Annotated in this window: 18 protein-coding genes; 3 read left to right on the plus strand and 15 right to left on the minus strand. The window is 49.5% G+C overall.

From position 1 onward, the window contains the following. Window positions 1–45: 45 nt before the first annotated feature. Both E6C74_RS08325 and lrp read right to left on the minus strand, forming a co-directional pair. The gene (locus tag E6C74_RS08325; RefSeq protein ID WP_136484241.1) at window positions 46–3,051 is read right to left on the minus strand and encodes a DNA translocase FtsK; all 3,006 of its coding nucleotides are present in this window, start codon (window positions 3,049–3,051) and stop codon (window positions 46–48) included. Between the two features lie 183 nt (window positions 3,052–3,234). Further along, on the minus strand, window positions 3,235–3,729 hold the full coding sequence (lrp, locus tag E6C74_RS08330; protein WP_004726475.1) for a leucine-responsive transcriptional regulator Lrp: 495 nt from the start codon (window positions 3,727–3,729) through the stop codon (window positions 3,235–3,237). Window positions 3,730–3,884: 155 nt separating this feature from the next. Here lrp and ald point away from each other — a divergent pair, with 155 nt between their 5' ends. Continuing rightward, window positions 3,885–5,009 carry an alanine dehydrogenase gene (ald, locus tag E6C74_RS08335; protein ID WP_136484242.1) on the plus strand — a complete coding sequence of 375 codons (1,125 nt, stop codon included), beginning with the start codon at window positions 3,885–3,887 and terminating at the stop codon, window positions 5,007–5,009. Between the two features lie 135 nt (window positions 5,010–5,144). Here ald and E6C74_RS08340 read toward each other — a convergent pair whose 3' ends face one another. After that, window positions 5,145–6,332: a methyltransferase gene (locus E6C74_RS08340; RefSeq protein ID WP_136484243.1), complete on the minus strand. Its 1,188-nt coding sequence runs from the start codon at window positions 6,330–6,332 to the stop codon at window positions 5,145–5,147. Between the two features lie 167 nt (window positions 6,333–6,499). Next, complete coding sequence (gene cysB / locus E6C74_RS08345) at window positions 6,500–7,474, minus strand: HTH-type transcriptional regulator CysB (protein WP_136484244.1); 975 nt, start codon at window positions 7,472–7,474, stop codon at window positions 6,500–6,502. 297 nt (window positions 7,475–7,771) lie between these two features. Here cysB and E6C74_RS08350 point away from each other — a divergent pair, with 297 nt between their 5' ends. Further along, entirely contained in the window at window positions 7,772–8,536 is a 765-nt protein-coding gene (locus tag E6C74_RS08350) for a DNA repair protein (protein WP_136484245.1), read from the plus strand. Between the two features lie 71 nt (window positions 8,537–8,607). Continuing rightward, window positions 8,608–9,384 (plus strand): tRNA isopentenyl-2-thiomethyl-A-37 hydroxylase MiaE, encoded by a 777-nt coding sequence (locus E6C74_RS08355; RefSeq protein WP_136484246.1) that lies wholly within the window; start codon window positions 8,608–8,610, stop codon window positions 9,382–9,384. 140 nt (window positions 9,385–9,524) lie between these two features. Here the strand turns inward: E6C74_RS08355 and pyrF are convergent, their stop codons facing one another. The 11 genes from pyrF to clpX form a co-directional block, all read right to left on the minus strand. Continuing rightward, on the minus strand, window positions 9,525–10,220 hold the full coding sequence (gene pyrF, locus E6C74_RS08360; protein ID WP_136484247.1) for an orotidine-5'-phosphate decarboxylase: 696 nt from the start codon (window positions 10,218–10,220) through the stop codon (window positions 9,525–9,527). Window positions 10,221–10,309: 89 nt separating this feature from the next. Beyond that, complete coding sequence (gene lapB / locus E6C74_RS08365; RefSeq protein WP_136484248.1) at window positions 10,310–11,479, minus strand: lipopolysaccharide assembly protein LapB; 1,170 nt, start codon at window positions 11,477–11,479, stop codon at window positions 10,310–10,312. A gap of 12 nt (window positions 11,480–11,491) precedes the next feature. Continuing rightward, entirely contained in the window at window positions 11,492–11,776 is a 285-nt protein-coding gene (locus E6C74_RS08370) for a lipopolysaccharide assembly protein LapA domain-containing protein (RefSeq protein ID WP_136484249.1), read from the minus strand. Between the two features lie 279 nt (window positions 11,777–12,055). Continuing rightward, window positions 12,056–12,340, minus strand: coding sequence for an integration host factor subunit beta (gene ihfB / locus E6C74_RS08375; RefSeq protein ID WP_136484250.1), 285 nt, complete (start codon window positions 12,338–12,340; stop codon window positions 12,056–12,058). A 233-nt stretch (window positions 12,341–12,573) separates the two neighbouring features. After that, window positions 12,574–14,244 (minus strand): 30S ribosomal protein S1, encoded by a 1,671-nt coding sequence (gene rpsA, locus E6C74_RS08380; protein WP_136484251.1) that lies wholly within the window; start codon window positions 14,242–14,244, stop codon window positions 12,574–12,576. 104 nt (window positions 14,245–14,348) lie between these two features. Then, window positions 14,349–15,029, minus strand: coding sequence for a (d)CMP kinase (gene cmk, locus E6C74_RS08385; RefSeq protein WP_136484252.1), 681 nt, complete (start codon window positions 15,027–15,029; stop codon window positions 14,349–14,351). 291 nt (window positions 15,030–15,320) lie between these two features. Further along, the gene (locus tag E6C74_RS08390) at window positions 15,321–15,632 is read right to left on the minus strand and encodes a ComEA family DNA-binding protein (protein WP_136484253.1); all 312 of its coding nucleotides are present in this window, start codon (window positions 15,630–15,632) and stop codon (window positions 15,321–15,323) included. 135 nt (window positions 15,633–15,767) lie between these two features. Next, window positions 15,768–17,627, minus strand: a complete 1,860-nt coding sequence (gene ppiD, locus E6C74_RS08395) for a peptidylprolyl isomerase (RefSeq protein WP_136484254.1) — start codon at window positions 17,625–17,627, stop codon at window positions 15,768–15,770. A gap of 189 nt (window positions 17,628–17,816) precedes the next feature. Continuing rightward, window positions 17,817–18,089, minus strand: a complete 273-nt coding sequence (locus E6C74_RS08400) for an HU family DNA-binding protein (RefSeq protein ID WP_136484255.1) — start codon at window positions 18,087–18,089, stop codon at window positions 17,817–17,819. A 190-nt stretch (window positions 18,090–18,279) separates the two neighbouring features. Continuing rightward, window positions 18,280–20,634 (minus strand): endopeptidase La, encoded by a 2,355-nt coding sequence (lon, locus tag E6C74_RS08405; RefSeq protein ID WP_136484256.1) that lies wholly within the window; start codon window positions 20,632–20,634, stop codon window positions 18,280–18,282. Window positions 20,635–20,754: 120 nt separating this feature from the next. Then, window positions 20,755–22,035, minus strand: a complete 1,281-nt coding sequence (gene clpX, locus E6C74_RS08410; RefSeq protein ID WP_136484257.1) for an ATP-dependent protease ATP-binding subunit ClpX — start codon at window positions 22,033–22,035, stop codon at window positions 20,755–20,757. Between the last annotated feature and the right edge of the window lie 23 nt (window positions 22,036–22,058).

The following is a 22,058-nucleotide window of genomic DNA, read 5'->3' on the forward strand; positions in this document are numbered from 1 at the left end:
TTCTTTATTTGCTCAGAATCAATGATCTGCAGCGATAGGGCTAACTCAGTCGCGGGGCGGCGCCGGAGCCAGAACCTCGCGGTTACCATTGTGACCTGGCGCGCTGACAATCCCCTGCGCTTCCAGCTGTTCTACGATACGCGCGGCACGGTTATAACCGATTTTGAAGCGGCGCTGAACACCGGACACTGAACCACGGCGGGTTTCCACCACGTGCTCGACCACCTGGTCAAACAGCGGGTCCACTTCTTCGTCACTCTCCATTTTTTCACCAGGCAACAAACCTTCCGGCCCTTGATCGCCATTGGTAATTTCAGTGATGTAGTTAGGTTTACCGCGTGCTTTCCAGTTATTCACCACCGCATGCACATCATCGTCTGAAGCAAACGCACCATGTACCCGAACCGTATGGCTTGAGCCAGGCGGTAAGTACAACATGTCACCCATGCCAAGCAGTGATTCTGCCCCACCCTGGTCAAGAATAGTACGCGAGTCCGTCTTAGTTGATACCGTAAATGCAACCCGGGTCGGAATGTTGGCTTTAATCAGGCCGGTGATCACATCCACTGACGGGCGCTGGGTCGCCAGAATCAGGTGAATACCGGCTGCACGAGCTTTCTGAGCCAGACGGGCAATCAGCTCTTCGACTTTCTTACCCACCACCATCATCAGATCAGCAAACTCGTCGACCACGACCACAATATAAGGCAGTTTCTCCAGCAGTGGCGCTTCAGGGTCCATGCTGTCACCAGGCTGCCACAATGGGTCATGGATCGGATGACCCGCTTCAGCTGCCATTTTAAGCTTGTCGTTGAAGCCTTTAATATTACGCACGCCCAAAGCAGACATCAGCTTGTAGCGGCGCTCCATCTCGCCCACACACCAGCGCAGGGCATTGGATGCGTCTTTCATGTCAGTCACCACCTCAGACAGCAGGTGCGGAATCCCTTCATAAATCGACAACTCGAGCATTTTCGGGTCAATCATGATGAAACGCACATCTTCCGGCGTGGATTTGTACAACATACTCAGGATCATCACGTTCACACCAACCGATTTACCGGATCCCGTGGTACCTGCCACTAATACGTGCGGCATCTTAGCCAGATCGGCCACCACAGCTTCGCCAGCGATATCCTGACCCAGTACCACAGTCGTTGGTGATTTAGACTGCTCAAACTGCGGGCTGTTAATCACGTCTGACAGATACACGGTCTGGCGGCTCATATTCGGCAGCTCAAGGCCAACGTATGGCTTACCGGGAATGACTTCCACCACCCGTACCGCCATCGCGGACAGAGAACGTGCTAAATCCATCGACAGACTGGAAATACGGCTAACTTTAACCCCCGGAGCCAAATCCAGCTCAAAACGGGTGATCACCGGACCAGGGAAGATATCGACAACCTCAGCCTGGATCTTGTAATCAGCCAGTTTGGACTCCACCAGACGGGCAATCTCTTCCAACGCTTCGCGGTCAATAAAGTCTTCCCGCTTTTCCGGATGATAGAGCAGTTCCAGAGTCGGCATCGGTTCAGCCGGCTTAGGCAGATTGACCTCTTGCTGAACCAGGAACGGGTTCTGTTTGCCGGCCATATTAGCCTGGGCCTCAGAGACCATAGTCTGGAAGGCTTTCACATCCTGATCCTGGTCGTCGTCCTCTTCTTCCAGCCACTCAGGTTGAGAGTCCTCAGCAGCATCCTGGTAGTCAGCAGACATCTCAGGCTGTTGCGACTCTTCGTCATCCAGCACATCAAAATTAGAAATCGTCGGCTCAATATGCGCGTCATCCTGCTCGACATCAGCGATGGTTTGATCGAATTCCTGCACATCAACGCGAGGTGCGCTGAACGGCTCTTCCTCAATGACAGGCTCTGCGGTGTATGCAGCAGGCTGTGACTGCACCGGCTCAGTTTGGTGCGCTTGGTTCACTTCATCCCAAGGCAAGGTATCGTCTGCCCAATCATCCTGCTCGCGGGCAGCAAATTCCAGCTCTTCAATCGTAGAACCCAACTGAGCCGTGCGCTCCGGCTCATCGGAGTCATCCTGCGCGTAATGGTAAACCGGTGCCGGCTTGCTCACAGGCTGAGCCTGAGCTGGCTGGCTTGGCGCTGGCTGCACTTTACGGACCGCAGGTTCGCTGCGTTCCGGCATATGAATATTAAAGCGGCGTTCATTGTCTGAAGCCCGCGGCGAACTAACCTGCGCTTGTGGCTCAGGATTCGCTTGTCGGGCAGGCTGCGCGCTCAACATCGGCTCTGACTTGCCGGCGAGCGGATCCGCCACTAAATCGTCGTCTTCTGAATCAAATCCATCCAACAAATGGTGATCGGCAGCAAAGGCAGGTTCACTGCGCTCGTCGATTCGGGCAGACATCAGCTGCGGTGAAACCAGTTCATCTTTTTCACCGCGCATGCGATTCAATAGACGATTAAAACCACGGATGCTCGCCTCACCAAGACGCTCAACAATACTCAGCCAGGAAATACCGGTCAGCAGAGTGAAACCCGCGCCCCACAGAAAAAGCAGCGCCAGCGTCGTGCCAAGCACGTTCAGAGTCGGCAGAGCCAGGCTGGAGAGTACATCCCCGACCACGCCACCGGAAGAGAAATACCAGATATCGTCAAAGTTGATATCCGCTAAGCCGCAACTGGTCAGCATCAGAACCACTAACCCCAGCAGGCGGGTACCCCACAACATAAAATCGATGTTTTCATCGGCATCGCGGTTACGCAGCAAAATCCAGGCTGTTGCGGTCAGGATGACCGGCAGCGGATAGGCCAGTGAGCCAAAAACAAAAAACAGGGTATCAGCCACCCAGGCACCGACGATACCACCGGCGTTCTGGATATCTGAGCCCCAGGCCGTTTGCGACCAGGAAGGATCCGCCGGATTGAAAGTCAACAGGGCGACAGCAAGAAGAATAGAAGCCAATACGGCCAGAATCAGACCGCATTCACGTAGACGTTGTGCACCATTGAGGCGAGAAGACTGAGGCTCTTCACTCGTCTTAATAATGGTCTCAACTTTATTGTTGTTCTCTTTGAACATAAACCAACTTGACTATGATGATGGCCAACCTGGCTAACACTATACGCAGGTTGGTCTGGTGAAAACAGTCCGAGCGGCAAAAGCCGCTCGGTTTGTTCGAAGATTTAACCATATCAAGCACAAAAACCCAATTGTACAAAGTCAGAATGTGGCAAGAAGTACCACTATTCTGACTTTTACTCTTTAGCGGGTCTTGATAACAAGCTGGTTAGTCTGCTTCACTTCTTCCATAACCACGTACGTACGCGTGTCGTTTACACCCGGCAAACGCAGCAGCGTATCACCCAGCAGTTTACGATACGCGCCCATGTCGGATACGCGAGTCTTGAGCAAGTAGTCGAAATCACCCGATACGAGGTGGCATTCCTGAATATCATCCAGTTTTTGAACCGCAGTATTAAACTGTTCAAATACATCCGGAGCACCACGGTTCAGCGTAATTTCGACAAACACCAAAAGCGAAGCATCAAGATATTGCGGATTCAGCAATGCTGTGTAGCCCGTAATATAACCCTGACGTTCTAAACGACGAACGCGTTCTAAACAGGGTGTTGGCGAAAGACCAACACGTTTAGACAATTCAACGTTCGAAATGCGACCGTCTTTCTGCAATTCATTCAAAATATTGCGATCGATACGGTCTAGATCCTTGGACGGCCTTTTATAGTTGTCTGCCATTTTTTATTCCACCTTATTACTTCCTTGCAAAAAAATATACTACAACTTTTTAATATTCGGTATCAAATCCCACATAACGCTGACTATACTAGCAATAAATTCGATACAAAAACCTGCTGATAGTCAATACAACCACGTAAAGATAAGGAGTCAGGATGATCATTGGCGTACCGAAGGAAATCAAAAACCACGAGTATCGTGTGGGCATGATTCCGGCAAGCGTGAGAGAAGTGCTCTCACACGGCCACCAAGTGTTTGTCGAAACAAACGCCGGAGCCGGTATCGGCTTTTCAGACGATGATTACATCGCCGTAGGCGCATCCATTCTTCCTACTGCCGCCGACGTTTTCACGCAGGCAGATATGATTGTAAAGGTTAAGGAACCTCAAGCTGTCGAACGAGCTATGCTCAGAGAAGGACAAATATTATTTACTTATTTGCACCTCGCTCCAGATTTTCCACAAACTGAAGAGCTAATCAAGAGCAAAGCTGTCTGCATAGCCTACGAGACTGTAACAGATAATATGGGTCGCTTACCACTATTAGCACCAATGTCTGAAGTCGCCGGGCGCATGTCTATTCAAGCGGGTGCACTTGTACTCGAAAAATCACGCGGTGGCAGTGGATTATTACTCGGTGGCGTCCCGGGTGTCGCCCCGGCCAAAGTGGTTATTCTCGGTGGTGGCGTCGTGGGTGCCAACGCGGCGCGCATGGCCATCGGTCTGCGTGCAGATGTGACGATTCTCGACCGTAATATCGATGTATTACGCCATCTTGATCAAGAGTTCCAGGGCCGGGCCAACGTGGTTTTTTCTACTGAAGATGCCATTGAACACCATGTGCTGAATGCTGATCTGGTTATCGGTGCGGTCCTTATCCCGGGAGCGGCAGCGCCCAAACTGGTGACTGAGCAGCATATCAAGGCCATGAAGCCTGGCTCTGCGGTAGTTGATGTCGCAATCGATCAGGGCGGCTGTTTTGCCACTTCTCACCCGACCACCCATGCCGACCCGACGTTTATCGTCGATGATGTGGTGCACTATTGTGTCGCCAATATGCCCGGTGCGGTCGCGCGGACTTCAACCTTTGCCCTCAATAATGCAACCCTGCCCTATATCATCAAACTGGCTAACCTGGGTTACCAGCGTGCACTGAGCCAGGATCCCGGCTTCCTCAAAGGGTTGAATGTGATATACGGGAAAGTGACCTGTCAGCAGGTCGCCGAAAACTTTAACCTCGACTACGTAGACCCGGCACGTGCGCTGACCATGATTAGTTAAACGAATGCGGTTCAGTTAAGCAAAAACAATTCAGCTAAACGACGACGCTCCTGCCGCAATGGAACGGCAGGAGCGTCGCGTTATTCGATAAATTAGTTATTAATTATGAGAAAAAAATCTGACAAGCCGGCTTCATCACCCGGACTTAACGGCATGAATCAGGATATTACGCGGCGTTGTGGCCCGGTCGCAGAATTCGCTCAGGGTCACCTGGTAACCTTGCTCGTTCAGGTAAAGCGCTTTATCCAGCACTAACCACATTTCCAGCAAACGTCTGAATCCCTGCTGAACCAGACTCAGTCGTTCCATTAACCAAAAGCGCTGCTCACCACGCTGCTGATAGCCCGCATAATCGACCTCAGGCAAACTGAGCTGTTTTTGCTGCGCCGCCCACTGGCAGAAAGCTTCAAAGCCTGCACTCAACTGAGATTTTTTAATGCTCGGCACAGGCAGGTATTGCTCCATGCTCAGTTCATACCTGAGCAGTTCATCCAGTCCGAGCCGATAACTCATCTCAGCAAAACGGTGACGTCGTACCCGTTCGCCTCCAGTGACCGTTTCCTGAAGCGGAATACGCAATTCGCTCCGTGAAAGATGCAGAGCTGAATTCCGGGCGAATTGTGATAGTGGCTGATACGTTTCATCTTCAATCAAATGGTAACAGCACGGGGATAAGGTAATCGCACTCAGTGATGCCCGGCTGGCATATTGCATCAGACGAACATGCAGATCGCCGCAGGCGTGCAACGCCACCGCGTGCTGCTGCCGATGAAAAACGGCCTGACTCGCGCCATCAAACGCATCGCCCTGAATAAAGTGCATCTCCAGTTGCAGTGCGTCCGCGTCTGCCTGACCACTCTCACACAGCGCTTGCTGAAACTCAAAACTGGTCACGCGCTGCTGACTGTTTTGTGCCAGCACCCGGCCCAGATAACCTTTACCGGAACACCACTCCAGCCACTCACTACCGTGATGGTGTGCTAACGCTGCCCCGCCCATTAACCGAACCTGATCGTATTTACGGCCCGGAACACCCTGCTCAATAGCGGTCAGCTCGGGCGCGCTGTGCTGACTCTTGTGCAGTGCCGTCAAAGTATGGAAATCAGTAAGATTGGCAATAAACGGCGCCAGTTGCTCAATCAGCGTATCCGGCTGCGCTTTGAATGTCTCTATCTGGCGCTCAGAGAGGCCAAGTAACCACTCTTTCAGCTTTGGCTCTGACCACGGCAGTGCAGGCTCTGCACTGTGATGAAATGGCTCGAAACGCCAGTAACTCTGGGTATGAGTCAGAAAGGTATCGAGCTGTTGAAATAGAGTTTGCATACGCATCGGTGTCGCCTTGCCGCAGGGAACGCTATTGTATGAATCCCGGCTACAAGATCAATCATTGCACCGCACAATCCGCACGGCTGTCGTTGACGAGCAACGATAATCGTAAACCAACCCATTCAATTGTTCGTAAACCAACTCAGTACTTAGCAAACTAATCGTCAACGTACCGGCAGGTCGATGTCGCGGAACATCTCTTCAATCTCGGCACCCGATTTAAGTGAAATGGCTTGTTCAACCACAGGACGAGTCAGATGAGGGGCAAAACGCTCCATAAAATCAAACATATAAGAACGCAGGAAAGTACCGCGACGAAAACCGATACTGGTTACGCTCGGGCCGAAGATATGGCTGGCATCAATCGCAACCAGATCTTTGTCCTGCTCTTTGTCCACGGCCATACTGGCAATCAGGCCGACACCAATCCCCATGCGGACATAGGTTTTAATCACGTCAGCATCGGTGGCCGTGAACACGACCCGCGGACTGAGACCAAAACGGTGAAACGCGGCATCCAGCTCTGAGCGGCCGGAAAAGCCGAACACATAAGTCACCAGCGGGTAAGCGGCCAGATCAGCGACACTGACCAGCTCCTTCTTTGCTAAAGGATGGTCTTTGCTGACCACAATCGCACGATTCCAATGATAACAAGGCAACATAATGGCATCCTGATACAGGTGCATGGCCTCGGTCGCAATGGCAAAATTGGCGCTGCCTTTGACTATCGCTTCTGACATCTGCGCCGGACTGCCCTGATGAAGATGCAGCGAGACTTTCGGATAGCGGGCAGTGAACCCCTTGATGACGCCCGGCAGGGCATAACGGGCCTGAGTGTGGGTGGTGGCAATATTTAAGGTACCCATTTCAGGATGGGTGTGTTCACCGGCCACCGATTTAATACTTTCCACCCGCGACAAAATCTCAGTTGCGATTCTGACAATATCTTCGCCGGCCTGGGTTACCTGAGTCAGGTGCTTACCACTGCGTTCAAAAATCTGGATACCCAGTTCATCTTCCAGCAAGCGAACTTGCTTACTGATGCCGGGCTGAGAGGTATAAAGACTTTCGGCGGTAGCTGATACGTTCAGATTGTGATTGACCACTTCAACAATGTATTTCAACTGCTGCAACTTCATAACCGACCCTGTAGATTTTGAGCGACGCACGTCATCGCAAATTCATAGTTTATAATTATTAGTTATAACGTGTTGAGAACATAATTCAAAGAGGAACGGCGAAATTGTTTTTGAAAACACTGCCCTTTTCGAGCAACTGAAGAAAAAACTGCCACCGGGCACCCAAAGTTACCAATCCGTTAAAGCGTCTGCGCAATAAACAGACGATAATACGATTTATAAAATTGTTGGTGTAGTAGAAAGTTAGGATAGTGTATCCTTTGTCAATAGGCCTTTGAAAATGAAGACACGGATTATATGAATATCGGTTTAATTATCGCTCTGATTGCCATCTTATTGGTGCTGGTTTTGGGCTATAACATCATGCTTCAGTACAAAGTCAAAGTTGAAACCGCGAAGAAGCAAGAGTCATCCCGTTACCTGACCATCATCGATGCCACTGAGGATCTCATCGGTAATGCGCACCATTTGCCCTACAGCAAAGAGTTATTGGTGTGCCTTAACAACCGGATTCTCGACGCACTGCAAAACATGTACGAACTCGATCCGAAGAACAAGCAACTGGCGCAGCGCATCGAGAACATGAAGGAGCAGATCAACAATCTGCAGCAAAATCATTCCGGCAGTGAGAGTACAACCTTTAAAGTGCCAAGCAGCGATAAACAGGCGATTGTGATGCTCAAACTGGTGAAGCGTCTGCGCGATACTATCCGCAGTGAACACAATAAAGGCCGTTTTGAAACCCAGGCCTATGTGGCAGAAAATGCACGCCTGGAGACCATTCAAATTCGCATCAACATCGAGAACGTGATTAAACGCGCCAACGACTCGATTGTGCGTGGTCAGCCAGGAACAGCAGTACAACTGCTGCGCAAAGGCCTTGATGTTCTGAGTTCGAAGAGCGACAGCTACTCGGTACAGGCTCGGGAAAAGCTGCAAACCATGTACGACGATCTCGAAAAACGTCGCCAGAGCAAAAATGCGGCGGATTTGGAGAAGAAAGAAGAAAGCGAACGCCAGCACGACATGGACATGCTCTTTGGCGAAAAGAAAAAATGGTAATATACTAGCCGTTTTCGAACCGATTAATTAACACAAAGGTCGCCAAGGCGGCCTTTGTTATTGTTGCGACCATGATAAATACCCCTGCGATTGAAAAACTTCTCGAGCCTATCCATCAGTTTCTGCATTGCGAGACTCCGGTTGAATGGATAGAGGAAGCGCGTAAGCCGGACAACCTGCCGGTCATTCTGCTTGATCACCTGATGTGTGAGCTCAAGGCAGGCCAGTCAGCCATGTATCTGATTCGTAAGTATGCGGTAGACCAACAGAGCCAGCACTCGCTGCTCGACTGGTTTAAACCTTATGAAGACTTTACCTATCGCAACATTGGCAGCATTGAGACGCTGAAAGGCAAAAGTCAGATCTCCAAGGCCATCATGGCCAAATCAGATTCGCCCTACAGCCAGGATCTGATTGATAAGATGGTATTACTGATCAAAGAAGAATTGCACCACTTCTATCAGGTACTGGAAATCATGCACAGCAGAGGCATCAGTTACGAATCAATTCCGGCCAGCCGCTACGCCAAAGGATTGCTGTCGCATATGAAAACCCATGAGCCGCAAACCCTGATCGACAAACTGATCATCGGTGCGTACATTGAGGCCCGCTCATGCGAGCGCTTTGCGCGCCTGGCACCTCACCTCGATGATGATATCGCCAAATTTTATATCTCGTTGCTGCGCTCAGAAGCGCGTCATTATCAGGATTACCTCAGTCTGGCTGAGCAGATTGCCGGGACAGACATTTCACAGCGCATTGCCTATTTTGGCCAGATAGAAGCAGAATTGATTCGCTCGCCGGACAGTGATTTTAAATTTCACAGCGGTAAGCCAGTGTTAAACTGAGGCCTGTGTTCAACAGAAGCCCGTGTGAAACAGAAGCTAGTGTGAAACACAAGACTCACTGCCTGGCTATGCAAAGCCAGGCAGTAAAAAGGTCAGCCTGTGAGCTGACCTTTTTCGTTTTGTCCGAGCCTGGCAAAGATTTACACCAGCGAGGCGTTAATCGCCGTCAGAACTTTGGCCGGATCGGTGGCCTGAGTGATTGGACGACCGATAACCAGGTAATCCGACCCCGCCTGAAGCGCTTCATATGGCGTCATAATACGGCGCTGGTCACCCGCATCAGAGCCCGCAGGGCGAATACCCGGAGTCACTAGTTTGAACTCTTTACCCAGGCCCTGTTTCAGCACTGACGCTTCCTGTGCCGAACACACCACGCCATCCAGACCCGCATTCTTGGTCAGAGTCGCCAGACGCATCACTTGCTGCGCAGGTGCGACATCCAAACCGATCCCGGCCAGGTCGCTCTGTTCCATACTGGTCAGCACAGTGACTGCGATCAGCAACGGACGATCTTTACCGTAGGGCTCAAGAATTTCGCGTGATGCGGTCATCATGCGTTCCCCACCGCTGGCGTGAACATTGACCATCCAGACACCCAGTTCAGCAGCAGCACGAACCGCTTTGGAACAGGTATTTGGGATATCGTGGAATTTCAGATCCAGAAAAACCGAAAAGCCCCTTTTGTGTAGTTCACGAACGAATTCCGGACCAAAGAGTGTAAACATCTCTTTGCCGACTTTTAACCGGCAACTGGCAGGGTCGATCTTGTCGACAAATGCCAGGGCATCCGCTTGGTTGTCATAATCCAGTGCAACGATCACTTTCTGGTCGTTCATTTCTACTCCTAAGATATGCTTTTAGCCTATAAAAATGCAGCTCATACAAGCTGCAAATCTGAAACAACCGGCGTAAGGCCAATCATTATTTATTCTCCGTCCAAGCCTCGAATCGGCTTGATCGAACCCCACCCCTTACATGAAGGACAGTGCCAGTATAGTGAATGGGTAGAAAAACCGCAGCGGCGGCAACGATAATGCGGTTTGACTTTGAGCTGCTCACCAACCAACTTTTGCAAAGTCGACAAACTGGCCTTGGCACGGCCCTCTTCCGCTTCGGCAATATGGTAATCGATCAGGCGATAAAAGCCTTTCATGGTCGGGTTTTTAACCAGCTGACGGGTTAATAGCTCCTGTGCTGAAGCCACGCCTTCATGTTGCGCGACCAGTTGAGCCAGCATCAGCTCCGCAGATACCCCTGCCTTGTTCGAGATACATTCACGCAGAAACTGAACCAGTTCCTGCTCACGGCCGAGGTGGTGATAGCATTCCGCCAGTGTCGGCAGGACTTCACCAATGAAATCGATATCCTGTTCGAGTACCTTTTCCATGTATTGAATGGTTTTGTCATACTCTTCATTCTCGAGATGCAGCTTACCCAGAGAGATGCTGGCTCGCACGCACTTAGGATCTTCCTGCAAGGCCTTTTTAAACAGGTTAATCGCTTTGCTGTTATTGCTGTCTGCTTTTTCCATCATGGCCAGCTCACACCAGTAATGGGCAATGCTGGTTTTCATCCGTTTACGGCCCATCTTGACCAGTGCCTGCGCGGCATCAATAGCTTTATGCCATTCACGGGTTTGCTGGTAGATAGACGCCAGTTGCTGCAGCGCCGACTCACGATGTTCCGGCTCATCGACCAACTGCTCAAAGATTTTCTCAGCCCGATCCAGAAAACCGGACACCATGTAATCTTTAGCCAGTTGCTGCAGCGCCAGATTTTTCTGGTCTATGGTCAGCCCGGAGCGGGAGATAAGATTCTGGTGGATGCGGATAGCGCGATCCACTTCGCCGCGCGAACGAAACAGGTTACCCAACGCCAGGTGGGTATCAATGGTTTCATTGTCGACTTGCAACAGTTCAATAAAGTGATCAACCGCTTTGTCTGACTGATCAGACAACAGCAAGTTAAGACCCGTCACGTACTGACGGGAAATTTGGTGGGAATGTTTCTGCTTGTCTTGCTGGGCACTACGATTACCCATATACCACCCGTAAGCGGCAGCAATTGGCAATAACAAGAAGAGGATTTCTAACATCTAAAAACGACCTTATTCGATATTCGCTTTCTGCTCTGAAACGTCGTTGGCCGATGACTGTTTTTTCAGCTTTCTGTTTAGCTTGCGAATTTCAAGTTGTGATTTTAAATGCATGCTGCCAAAAATGAGCCAGGCAATCAGAAAACCAACCACAAACACTGAACCCAGAAGGGTAGATAAATGGAACTCGCCCTGTGCCAGCAGATAATTGAAAGTCACTATCTCCTGATTCTGCGAGCCTAATGCCAACGCAATCAGGAAGAGAGCAAGTAACACCACGATTTTTATTATTTTCATAATCCATTACCTATCTATTCACGAATACAAGCACCCTGATTATGCAGGAAAACAGCCTGACAAACCATGGCTATTATCGGTACTTCAGCGCTTTTAAACGTATTTTTGCAGCGTATGTAGACGCATTAACCGCTGCCCGATAAAGAGTGTGTTTAATTCAACACCAATCCGGGATCTCACCATAGTCTGGATAGCACTGACAGGCCGGGCACGACATCAGATCGCAAAAAAGCGGCACACTGAGACAGTATGCCGCTTTAACAAAATTCGCTACTTAAATCAGATAGCTTCGTTTACACGCTCACGAAGCTCTTTACCTGGTTTGAAATGAGGAACGTACTTACCTTCCAATTCCACCTTCTCACCGGTTTTCGGATTACGTCCGACTCGAGGCTCACGATAGTGCAAAGAGAAACTACCGAAACCACGAATTTCGATGCGTTCCCCATCTTCTAAGGTTTTCGCCATGTGCTCAAGAATGTCCTTCACCGCGTCTTCGATCTCTTTCGCAGACAAGTGGGTTTGCTCGGCACAGAGTCTTTCAATTAATTCAGACTTAGTCATAGTTTCCCTCTTCGAGTTTTTACCTGATTATAGTCAGTATTCTCAGTTCCAACAAACACTTGCTTAATATTGTAGGAAAAGATTTCAAACTTAACTAAATCTTTTCATCACTCAAATCAGCCGTTGACTGTGTCAGCACGCTGTAGAGCTTAAAAACAGAGGCTTTCAAGTGTGTGGTCAAGCAAGATAAAAAAAGGAGCCTTACGGCTCCTTTTTATTCAGCGATAATTAAATTATTCGCCTTTAGCTGCTTTGAAAGCGTCAGCCATTGCGTTACCGAATGCGCCGTCATCTTGCTTGTTGATAGATGCCATTGCTTCTTGCTCTTCAGCTTCGTCTTTCGCTTTGATAGACAGGTTGATTACGCGGTTCTTACGGTCAACACCAGTAAATTTCGCTTCAACGCTGTCACCAACGTTCAGGATCAGAGTCGCATCTTCTACGCGGTCACGAGAAACTTCAGATGCACGGATGTAACCTTCAACGCCGTCTTCCAGCTCGATAGTTGCGCCTTTCGCGTCAACTGCAGTTACAGTACCGTTAACCAGAACACCTTTCTTGTTGTCTGCAACGTAAGCGTTGAATGGGTCATTTTCCATTTGCTTAACGCCCAGAGAAATGCGCTCACGCTCTGCGTCTACTGCTAGAACTACTGCAGAGATTTCGTCGCCTTTCTTGTATTCACGTACTGCTTCTTCACCTGGAACGTTCCAAGAGATGTCAGACAGGTGAACCAGACCGTCGATGCCGCCGTCAAGACCGATGAAGATACCGAAGTCAGTGATAGACTTGATCTTACCAGTTACTTTGTCGCCTTTAGCTTGTAGCTCAGCGAATGACTGCCATGGGTTAGCTTTACACTGTTTCAGGCCTAGAGAGATACGACGACGTTCTTCGTCGATATCCAGAACCATAACCTCAACTTCGTCGCCAACATTAACAACTTTAGATGGGTGGATGTTCTTGTTAGTCCAGTCCATTTCAGAAACGTGTACCAGACCTTCAACGCCTTCTTCGATTTCAACGAAGCAGCCGTAATCAGTCAGGTTAGTAACACGACCAGTCAGTTTGTGACCTTCTGGGTAACGCTTAGCGATTGCTACCCATGGATCTTCACCCAGCTGTTTCAGACCTAGTGATACGCGAGTACGCTCACGGTCGAACTTAAGAACTTTAACTGTGATTTCATCACCAACGTTAACGATCTCAGATGGGTGCTTAACGCGTTTCCAAGCCATGTCAGTGATGTGCAGAAGACCATCAACACCACCAAGGTCAACGAATGCACCGTAGTCAGTAAGGTTCTTAACGATACCTTTAACTTCAGTACCTTCTTGCAGAGTCTCAAGAAGTTCGTCACGCTCAACGCTGTTTTCAGATTCGATAACAGCACGACGAGAAACAACGACGTTGTTACGCTTCTGGTCCAGCTTGATTACTTTGAACTCTAGCTCTTTGTTTTCCAGGTGAGCAGTGTCACGGATAGGACGTACATCAACCAGTGAACCTGGCAGGAATGCACGGATACCGTTCAGTTCAACAGTGAAACCGCCTTTAACTTTACCGTTGATGATACCAACAACAGTTTCAGCTTCTTCGTAAGCTTTCTCAAGAACGATCCAAGCTTCGTGACGTTTCGCTTTCTCACGAGAAAGTTGAGTTTCACCGAAACCGTCTTCAACCGCGTCAAGTGCTACGTCTACTTCAGAACCAACTTCAACTTCAAGTTCGCCAGCAGCGTTCTTGAACTGTTCAGCAGGGATTGCAGACTCAGACTTAAGACCAGCGTCAACCAGTACGTAGCCGTTTTCGATAGCAACTACAGTACCTTTAACGATAGTACCTTGTTGGAATTCAGTCTCGTTTAGAAACTCTTCAAAGAGTTGAGCAAAAGATTCAGTCATTTAATTAATCTTCAATAAGTAAACTACCACGGGTGTCCTACCACATGGGGTTATTAAATTCGCCGGTCATCATCCTTGCGACCAACGCTCTTAACTGACGTGGTTTATTCCGCCAGCTTCGATTCGATATATTGTAGTGCCTTTTCTACCACTTCGTCGATAGACATTTCGGTAGAATCAAGCAACAGCGCATCCTCTGCAGGGCGTAATGGAGCCACTGGGCGGTTACGATCACGATCGTCACGCTCTTGGATTTCGCTTAAAAGGGCGTCAAATTTAACATCAAGCCCTTTCAGTTGCAACTGCTTGAATCGACGACGTGCACGCTCTTCGGCACTGGCGTCCAAGAAAATTTTCACTTCAGCCTGCGGGAAGACAACCGTTCCCATATCGCGGCCATCCGCAACCAGACCTTTTTCATCGGCAAATGCACGTTGACGGCGCAACAATGCTTCACGAACACGTGGTAAAGCAGCGACTCTTGAGGCTGCCATTCCGGTTTCTTCTTTGCGCAGCTCTTTCGACACATCCTCGCCTTCCAGAATCACTTTGACGAGATCGCCTTCCGCAATAAACTGGACATCGAGGTGCGTTGCCAGCGGCACAAGTGCATCTTCTGATTCGATATCGACACCGTGATGAATGGCAGCCAGAGCCAGCACACGATAAATGGCACCAGAATCTAAAAGATGAAAACCGAGTTTGTTAGCCAACAGCATGCAAAGCGTACCTTTACCCGCTCCGCTTGGTCCATCAACGGTAATCACCGGTGTTTGAGAGGACATGTTTTACTCCACTTTGTTTTTGTTCGCGACGGATTATGTCTGCGATTTACCGGCGGCAAATTATAGTTGGAATCGTCTCCGGGTGCTAGGCAGGATTGGGTAAACGGTTATATTTTGCTACAAAACAGAAAACAAAAACTCAGATCTGGGATCTGAGTTTTTTCTCATTATGGGCTGTGGCAGGTAACTGACAATAGCAACAGAGCAAGACTTTAGAAAAGAGCAGTCGCAACGTACTCTTGACCGCAAAAACCTGCACATGGCCCAATAGCGGGTCTTCTGACTAAAGGCCTAGAGCAGAATGCGCGCTTCGTTTTTCGCCACGGTGGCCTCCCCTATCCCCTTAACCTTGGTCAGATCCTGCTTGGTTTGGAACTGTCCGTTAGCCTGTCGGTAATCAACAATGGCTTGCGCTTTTTTCAGCCCTATCCCGGACAACAGCGTCGCGATCTCTTCGGCAGAAGCTGAGTTAACATTCACCGTGATTTCGATACCCTGTGACGTTTCGGCTTGCACCGGATTCTCTTCTGCGGCAGCCAATGCATTCGCAGCAGGCCAGCTCAACGCCAGTAAGGCAGACAACAGTAAAGATTTAAGTTTCATCGTGGACTCTCCTTGTTAGGTTATGAGCCCCGATAATAGGGGAAGCGGAAAGGCGCATCTAACGCCAACACGACAAAGTAAAATGGGCTGCATTCGCAGCCCATTCTGTTAAACATCTCAGTTACATTACAGCCATTACTGGCTCGCAAGGTAATATTCGATATCAGTATTATCACGCAGTACGCTGATCACACCAGACAAGTCCTGCTGGGTGCCGATACGGGAAAGCTGAGCGCCAATCTGATCCTGATACTGCTCATTCACTTTCGCTTCCACTTTGTTCAGCTCAACCACCACGACGTTGCCATCAAAATCTGTGGTCTGCGAGTAAGTCACAGCATCCTGCTCTGGCTTAGGCATCGCATAAACCGTTTCAGCCAGTGGTGAACTACGATCAATCATCTCAAGCTCGCCAAACGCCAGGTTATGCTCTTGCAGCGGAGATTTGTCACCCTGTTTCAGTGCATCAACCAGATTCGTGGCCAGCTCTTCGGCCTGCTCCTGACCTTTTTGCTTAGACAGTTCAGCAACAACCTGATTTTTTACTTCATCCAGTGGCAGAACCACCTGCGGACGCGCTTCTTCAACACGAACCACAACCACATGTTCAGGAGCGACTTCAATCACTTCTGAGTTCAGGCCGTCTTCTTTCACTTCCGGAGAGTCAATCGCCTGAATCACGCTTGGGTTATTCAGCACTGATGGCAGATCCTGCTCAGAGACAAAATCGGTCTTTTCGATTTTGGCTGACACTGCTTTGGCGGCGTCATCAAGTGAATCCGGCGATTCAAAAGCTACTTTCTGCAGCTCAGTTTGCAGTTCGTAGTAACGATCAATTGCCTGCTGGTCGGTCAGCTCAGTTTTGATCTGCTCAGCCACTTCCTCATAAGGTTTGGCAACCGGAGCTTTCAGCTCATCAAGCTTGATGATGTGGTAACCAAAGTCAGATTTGACCAGACCAGACACATCACCGGCTTTTTGCAGGGCAAATGCCGCAGCATCAAATGCCGGGTCCATCGTGTCACGTTCGATCCAACCCAGTGAACCACCGTCCTGTGCGCTGCCGATGTCTTCCGATTTTTCTTGTGCCAGTGTCGCGAAATCTGCACCGCCATTCAGCTCGTCAAGAATCGCCTGCGCTTTTTTCTCATCGTCGCCCTGAATCAGGATGTGGCTGACTTTACGCTGTTCTGCCGAAGAGTACTTGTCGAGGTGCTCCTGGTAGTACTGTTTGGCCTGCTCGTCGCTGACCGCCAAATCGCTCTTGAGTTGCTCGGCAGAAAGTTCGATATACGCCAGTTTTACCTGCTCCGGACGAGTGTAGTTATCCGGATTCTCTTTATAGTACTGGGTAATCTCGTCATCCGTCAGTTTCACGTTTTTAGAAAACTCCTGCGGAGACAGGGTAATGGTGCGGATGTCACGCGTTTGAGCAACCAGTTCACCTTGCGCAGTGACTTCACCCTGCAGGGTAAACTCGCTGCCCTGCAGCGCAGAAACCAGCTGGTTACGCACCATGTCGCGGCGCAGATACTCAGCAAACGAATCCGGTGAGAAGCCAGCACGACGCAATGCAGACTGGTAAATATCCTGGTCAAATTTACCTTCGTTTTGGAACTGAGGCATGTCCAGAATCGCCTGACGCACCTGGTCATCACTCACGCGCAGACCCAGAGATTCAGCATGCTGCTCAAGCAGCAGGTCGTTAACCATGCGATCCAGGACAGATTTACGGAATGATGCGACGTATGACGGGTCCGCCAGCAGGTTGGAGAAGTAATCACCCAACTGCGACTGCATACGGTTACGTTCGTTTTGGTAAGCTTGTTCAAATTCGCCGCGCGCAATCTCGGTTTCGCCGACTTTGGCTGCTGCATTATTGCTGCCGCTAATCAGGTAGTTACCTACCCCTGCGAAGATAAAAGAAAGGATGATTAATCCAAGGATAATTTTTACCGCGATGCTGTTCACGCCTTCGCGTAATCGATCCATCATAGTTTTACTGCTCTCCGGGTTTGAAGTGACACACTTCAGCCAAAAATTGAATAGCGCGATAATATCAGAAAAAGAAATGCGCATCAGTATGATGCGCATAATTTCAAAAGGTTCGAATTAATTTTGCCTCTAAACGGCCAAAATCATTCTGTTTGATTAAAAACTGATGGGTCGCAACCGATGAACCGATTAGTTGCAAGCGTCTTTCAACGCTTTACCAGCTTTGAACGCAGGTACTTTAGCTTCTGCGATTTGGATTTCTTCACCTGTTTTAGGGTTGCGGCCAGTGCGAGCTGCACGAGTGCGAACTGCGAATGTACCAAAGCCAACCAAAGCCACCTGATCACCTGATTGAAGAGTGTCACTAACTGCGTCGATGAATGCGTCTAGTGCGCGACCAGCTGAAGCTTTTGAGATATCAGCATTTGCTGCAATTTGTTCTACTAATTGTGTTTTATTCACTGTGAATTCCCCTTCGGCCACCAATTATTATTTTGTTCGGTGCCTATTTCGTTCCATTAATGTAAAAACTGGCCTAAAGCCTTGTTACAACTGGGCTCAAGACTTAGTGAGTAACGTTAGCGCCCAAAAAAAACGCTGACAAGCCTTTTTAGACCTATCAGCGTAAACTTTTACTTATTTTTGCTGCACATCACTCTTTTTTAGCGCCAAACTCGACACCAGTCGGGTCATTTTCCAGCGCTACCTGCAGCACTTCATCAATCCAGCGCACAGGAATCACCTTAAGATCTGCGATGACGTTATCCGGAATCTCTTCCAGGTCGCGCTCGTTATCTTTAGGAATCAGCACAGTTTTAATACCACCACGGTGAGCAGCCAGCAGTTTTTCTTTCAGGCCGCCGATAGGCAGTACTTCACCACGCAGAGTGATTTCACCCGTCATCGCCACTTCCGCTTTCACCGGATTACCGGTCAGGCTGGAAACCAGCGCAGTGCACATCGCCGTACCCGCGCTCGGGCCATCTTTCGGGGTCGCACCTTCAGGGACGTGAACGTGAATATCACGCTTCTCGTAAAAATCAGGATTGATACCCAGTTTGTCAGCACGTGAGCGAACCACGGTCATGGCTGCCTGGATAGACTCCTGCATCACATCGCCCAGCGAACCGGTCTGCGTCAACTTGCCCTTACCCGGCATTGACTGCGCTTCAATCGTCAGCAGATCGCCGCCAACTTCAGTCCAGGCCAGACCAGTCACCTGACCCACACGGTTGAATTCATCCGCTTTACCGTAGTCAAAACGCTGTACGCCCAGGAATTCCTTCAGGTTTTCCTGATTCACCACCACTTGCTTGGTACCGCCGTTCAGCAGAATCTTCTTCACTGCCTTACGACAGATTTTCGAGATTTCGCGTTCCAGGTTACGCACGCCCGCTTCACGGGTGTAGTAACGAATCACACCAATGATGGCTGAATCTTCAATCTCGATTTCACCGGCTTTGAGGCCGTTACGCTCAATCTGTTTGTTAACCAGGTGGCGCTTGGCGATGTTGAGTTTTTCATCTTCGGTATAACCCGACAAACGAATCACTTCCATACGGTCCAAAAGCGGGCCTGGAATGTTCATTGAGTTGGACGTTGCCACAAACATGACGTCCGACAAATCGTAATCCACTTCCAGGTAATGGTCGTTGAACGAGTTGTTCTGTTCCGGATCCAGTACTTCCAGCAGAGCTGACGCCGGATCGCCTCGCATGTCGGATGCCATCTTGTCGATTTCATCCAGCAGGAACAGCGGGTTTTTAACCCCGACTTTCGACATTTTTTGGATCAGTTTACCCGGCAGTGAGCCGATATAGGTACGGCGGTGACCGCGGATTTCCGCTTCGTCACGCACGCCACCCAGCGCCATACGCACATACTTACGCCCCGTCGCCGATGCAATAGAACGACCCAACGACGTCTTACCGACACCCGGAGGACCAACCAGACACAGAATCGGACCTTTCAGCTTATTGATTCGGCTCTGCACGGCGAGGTACTCAAGGATGCGTTCTTTCACACGATCCAGACCATAGTGGTCTGCATTAAGGATCTCTTCCGCTTTGGTCAGGTCTTTTTTCACTTTGGAACGTTTGTTCCAAGGCACGCTGACCATCCAGTCGATATAACTGCGTACCACGGTCGCTTCGGCTGACATCGGCGACATCATTTTCAGCTTTTGCAGTTCCTGCTCGGTCTTCTCGCGTGCCTCTTTAGGCATCTTCGCGTCTTCGATTTTCTTCTGCAGAGCTTCAAACTCATCCGGCGCGTCATCCATCTCGCCGAGTTCTTTCTGAATCGCTTTCATTTGCTCATTCAGGTAGTACTCGCGCTGAGATTTTTCCATCTGCTTTTTAACTCGGCCACGGATGCGTTTTTCAACCTGAAGCAGGTCGATTTCTGACTCCATCTGACCCATCAAAAATTCCAGACGTTCCGACACGTCCAGAATTTCCAATACTTTCTGCTTGTCGACCAGTTTAAGTGGCATGTGCGCAGCGATAGTATCAGCAAGGCGAGCGGCCTCATCGATACCATTCAGTGACGTCAGCACTTCCGGCGGAATCTTTTTATTGAGCTTGATAAAGCCTTCGAACTGATTGATCGCACTGCGAACAATCACTTCCTGCTCTTTTTCATCAAGTTCTGGTGTCAGCAAGTACTCGGCGTCTGCCGAGAAGAACTCGCCTTCATGAAATTGGTGAATTTTAGCGCGCTGCTGACCTTCCACTAACACCTTCACGGTACCGTCAGGTAGCTTCAACAACTGAAGAATGGTGGCAACCGTGCCGACTTCGAACAGATCGGCGATTTTAGGTTCGTCAGTCTCCGGTTGCTTTTGAGCGACCAGAAGAACCTGCTTGTTGTTATCCATTGCCTCTTCCAGGCACTGAATCGATTTTTCGCGACCAACAAACAGAGGAATCACCATATGTGGATAGACCACCACATCGCGCAGAGGTAGTACTGGGATCTCGATACGCTCGGAACGTTCCAAGTTCATATTTTTCTCTCTTCTGCTTTCTATATATCGCAGTATATGGGGGCTAACTGACTGGATTCAATGACAGAATAAAAAAAAGGAGGTAATAATTACCTCCTTTTTCTCATTTAGTGACGGGATTTACTCTGCGCCGGCAGCCTGGCTTTCACTACCAGAGTAGATCAGCAGCGGGTCAGACTCGCCGTTGATCACAGACTCATCAATCACCACCTTCTCAACTTCGTTCATCGAAGGCAGTTCATACATGGTCTCCAGCAGCACGTTCTCAAGGATAGAACGCAGGCCACGTGCACCGGTTTTACGTTTCATTGCGCGAGCGGCAATGGCACGCAGTGCATCTTCACGGAATTCCAGGTCCACGTTTTCAAGCTCAAACAACGCCGAGTACTGTTTAGTCAGTGCGTTCTTAGGCTCTGACAGGATCTGAATCAGCGCTTCTTCATCCAGTTCAGTCAGCGTCGCCGTAACTGGCAGACGACCGATGAATTCAGGAATCAGACCGTATTTCACCAAATCTTCCGGTTCAACCTGAGTGAAAAGTTCACCCACGGATTTGCTTTGATCTTTCGAACGGACTTCTGCGCCAAAACCGATACCGGTCCCGGTTGCCACACGTTGTTCAATCACTTTATCCAGGCCAGCGAATGCACCGCCACAGATAAACAGGATCTTAGACGTGTCTACTTGCAGAAACTCTTGTTGCGGGTGCTTACGACCGCCTTGTGGCGGAACGGAAGCGACGGTACCCTCAACCAGTTTCAGCAGCGCCTGCTGCACACCTTCACCAGATACATCACGGGTGATAGATGGGTTTTCAGCTTTACGTGAAATCTTATCGATTTCATCGATGTAGACGATACCACGCTCTGCTTTCGCAACGTCGTAGTCACACTTCTGCAGCAGTTTCTGGATGATGTTTTCAACATCTTCACCCACATAACCTGCTTCAGTCAGCGTCGTAGCATCTGCCATCGTGAACGGTACATCAAGGAAACGAGCCAGCGTTTCAGCCAGTAGAGTCTTACCACTACCGGTCGGACCGATCAGCAGAATGTTACTCTTGCCCAGCTCTACGCCTTCACTTGTTGTATCACCGTTACGTAAACGCTTGTAGTGGTTATATACTGCAACCGCGAGCACTTTTTTAGCGTGTTCCTGGCCAATCACATAGTCGTCCAGATGTTCACGAATTTGACGCGGCGTAGGAAGCGCCGACGACTCTTTCTTAGGCAGAACATCTTTAATTTCTTCACGGATAATATCGTTACATAAGTCGACACATTCGTCACAAATGTAAACAGAAGGACCTGCGATTAGCTTGCGAACTTCGTGCTGGCTTTTGCCACAGAAAGAGCAGTACAGCAGTTTACTACTACCACCCTCTTTGCTTTTGTCTGTCATTCGCTAACCTCTTAGCCTTTACT

Source organism: Vibrio sp. H11 (assembly GCF_004804295.1).
In the GTDB taxonomy this organism is placed as follows: Bacteria; Pseudomonadota; Gammaproteobacteria; order Enterobacterales; family Vibrionaceae; genus Vibrio; species Vibrio ostreae.

Excerpts from the sequence above, each read along its gene's own strand:
- cysB (WP_136484244.1), bottom strand. The coding sequence starts at position 7,474 with ATGAAGTTGCAGCAGTTGAAATACATTGTTGAAGTGGTCAATCACAAT.
- clpX (WP_136484257.1), bottom strand. The coding sequence starts at position 22,035 with ATGACAGACAAAAGCAAAGAGGGTGGTAGTAGTAAACTGCTGTACTGC.
- E6C74_RS08355 (WP_136484246.1), top strand. The coding sequence starts at position 8,608 with ATGATAAATACCCCTGCGATTGAAAAACTTCTCGAGCCTATCCATCAG.
- E6C74_RS08390 (WP_136484253.1), bottom strand. The coding sequence starts at position 15,632 with ATGAAACTTAAATCTTTACTGTTGTCTGCCTTACTGGCGTTGAGCTGG.
- rpsA (WP_136484251.1), bottom strand. The coding sequence starts at position 14,244 with ATGACTGAATCTTTTGCTCAACTCTTTGAAGAGTTTCTAAACGAGACT.
- E6C74_RS08370 (WP_136484249.1), bottom strand. The coding sequence starts at position 11,776 with ATGAAAATAATAAAAATCGTGGTGTTACTTGCTCTCTTCCTGATTGCG.
- ihfB (WP_136484250.1), bottom strand. The coding sequence starts at position 12,340 with ATGACTAAGTCTGAATTAATTGAAAGACTCTGTGCCGAGCAAACCCAC.
- lrp (WP_004726475.1), bottom strand. The coding sequence starts at position 3,729 with ATGGCAGACAACTATAAAAGGCCGTCCAAGGATCTAGACCGTATCGAT.
- lon (WP_136484256.1), bottom strand. The coding sequence starts at position 20,634 with ATGAACTTGGAACGTTCCGAGCGTATCGAGATCCCAGTACTACCTCTG.
- E6C74_RS08350 (WP_136484245.1), top strand. The coding sequence starts at position 7,772 with ATGAATATCGGTTTAATTATCGCTCTGATTGCCATCTTATTGGTGCTG.
- ppiD (WP_136484254.1), bottom strand. The coding sequence starts at position 17,627 with ATGATGGATCGATTACGCGAAGGCGTGAACAGCATCGCGGTAAAAATT.
- E6C74_RS08340 (WP_136484243.1), bottom strand. The coding sequence starts at position 6,332 with ATGCAAACTCTATTTCAACAGCTCGATACCTTTCTGACTCATACCCAG.
- lapB (WP_136484248.1), bottom strand. The coding sequence starts at position 11,479 with ATGTTAGAAATCCTCTTCTTGTTATTGCCAATTGCTGCCGCTTACGGG.
- cmk (WP_136484252.1), bottom strand. The coding sequence starts at position 15,029 with ATGTCCTCTCAAACACCGGTGATTACCGTTGATGGACCAAGCGGAGCG.
- ald (WP_136484242.1), top strand. The coding sequence starts at position 3,885 with ATGATCATTGGCGTACCGAAGGAAATCAAAAACCACGAGTATCGTGTG.
- E6C74_RS08325 (WP_136484241.1), bottom strand. The coding sequence starts at position 3,051 with ATGTTCAAAGAGAACAACAATAAAGTTGAGACCATTATTAAGACGAGT.
- pyrF (WP_136484247.1), bottom strand. The coding sequence starts at position 10,220 with ATGAACGACCAGAAAGTGATCGTTGCACTGGATTATGACAACCAAGCG.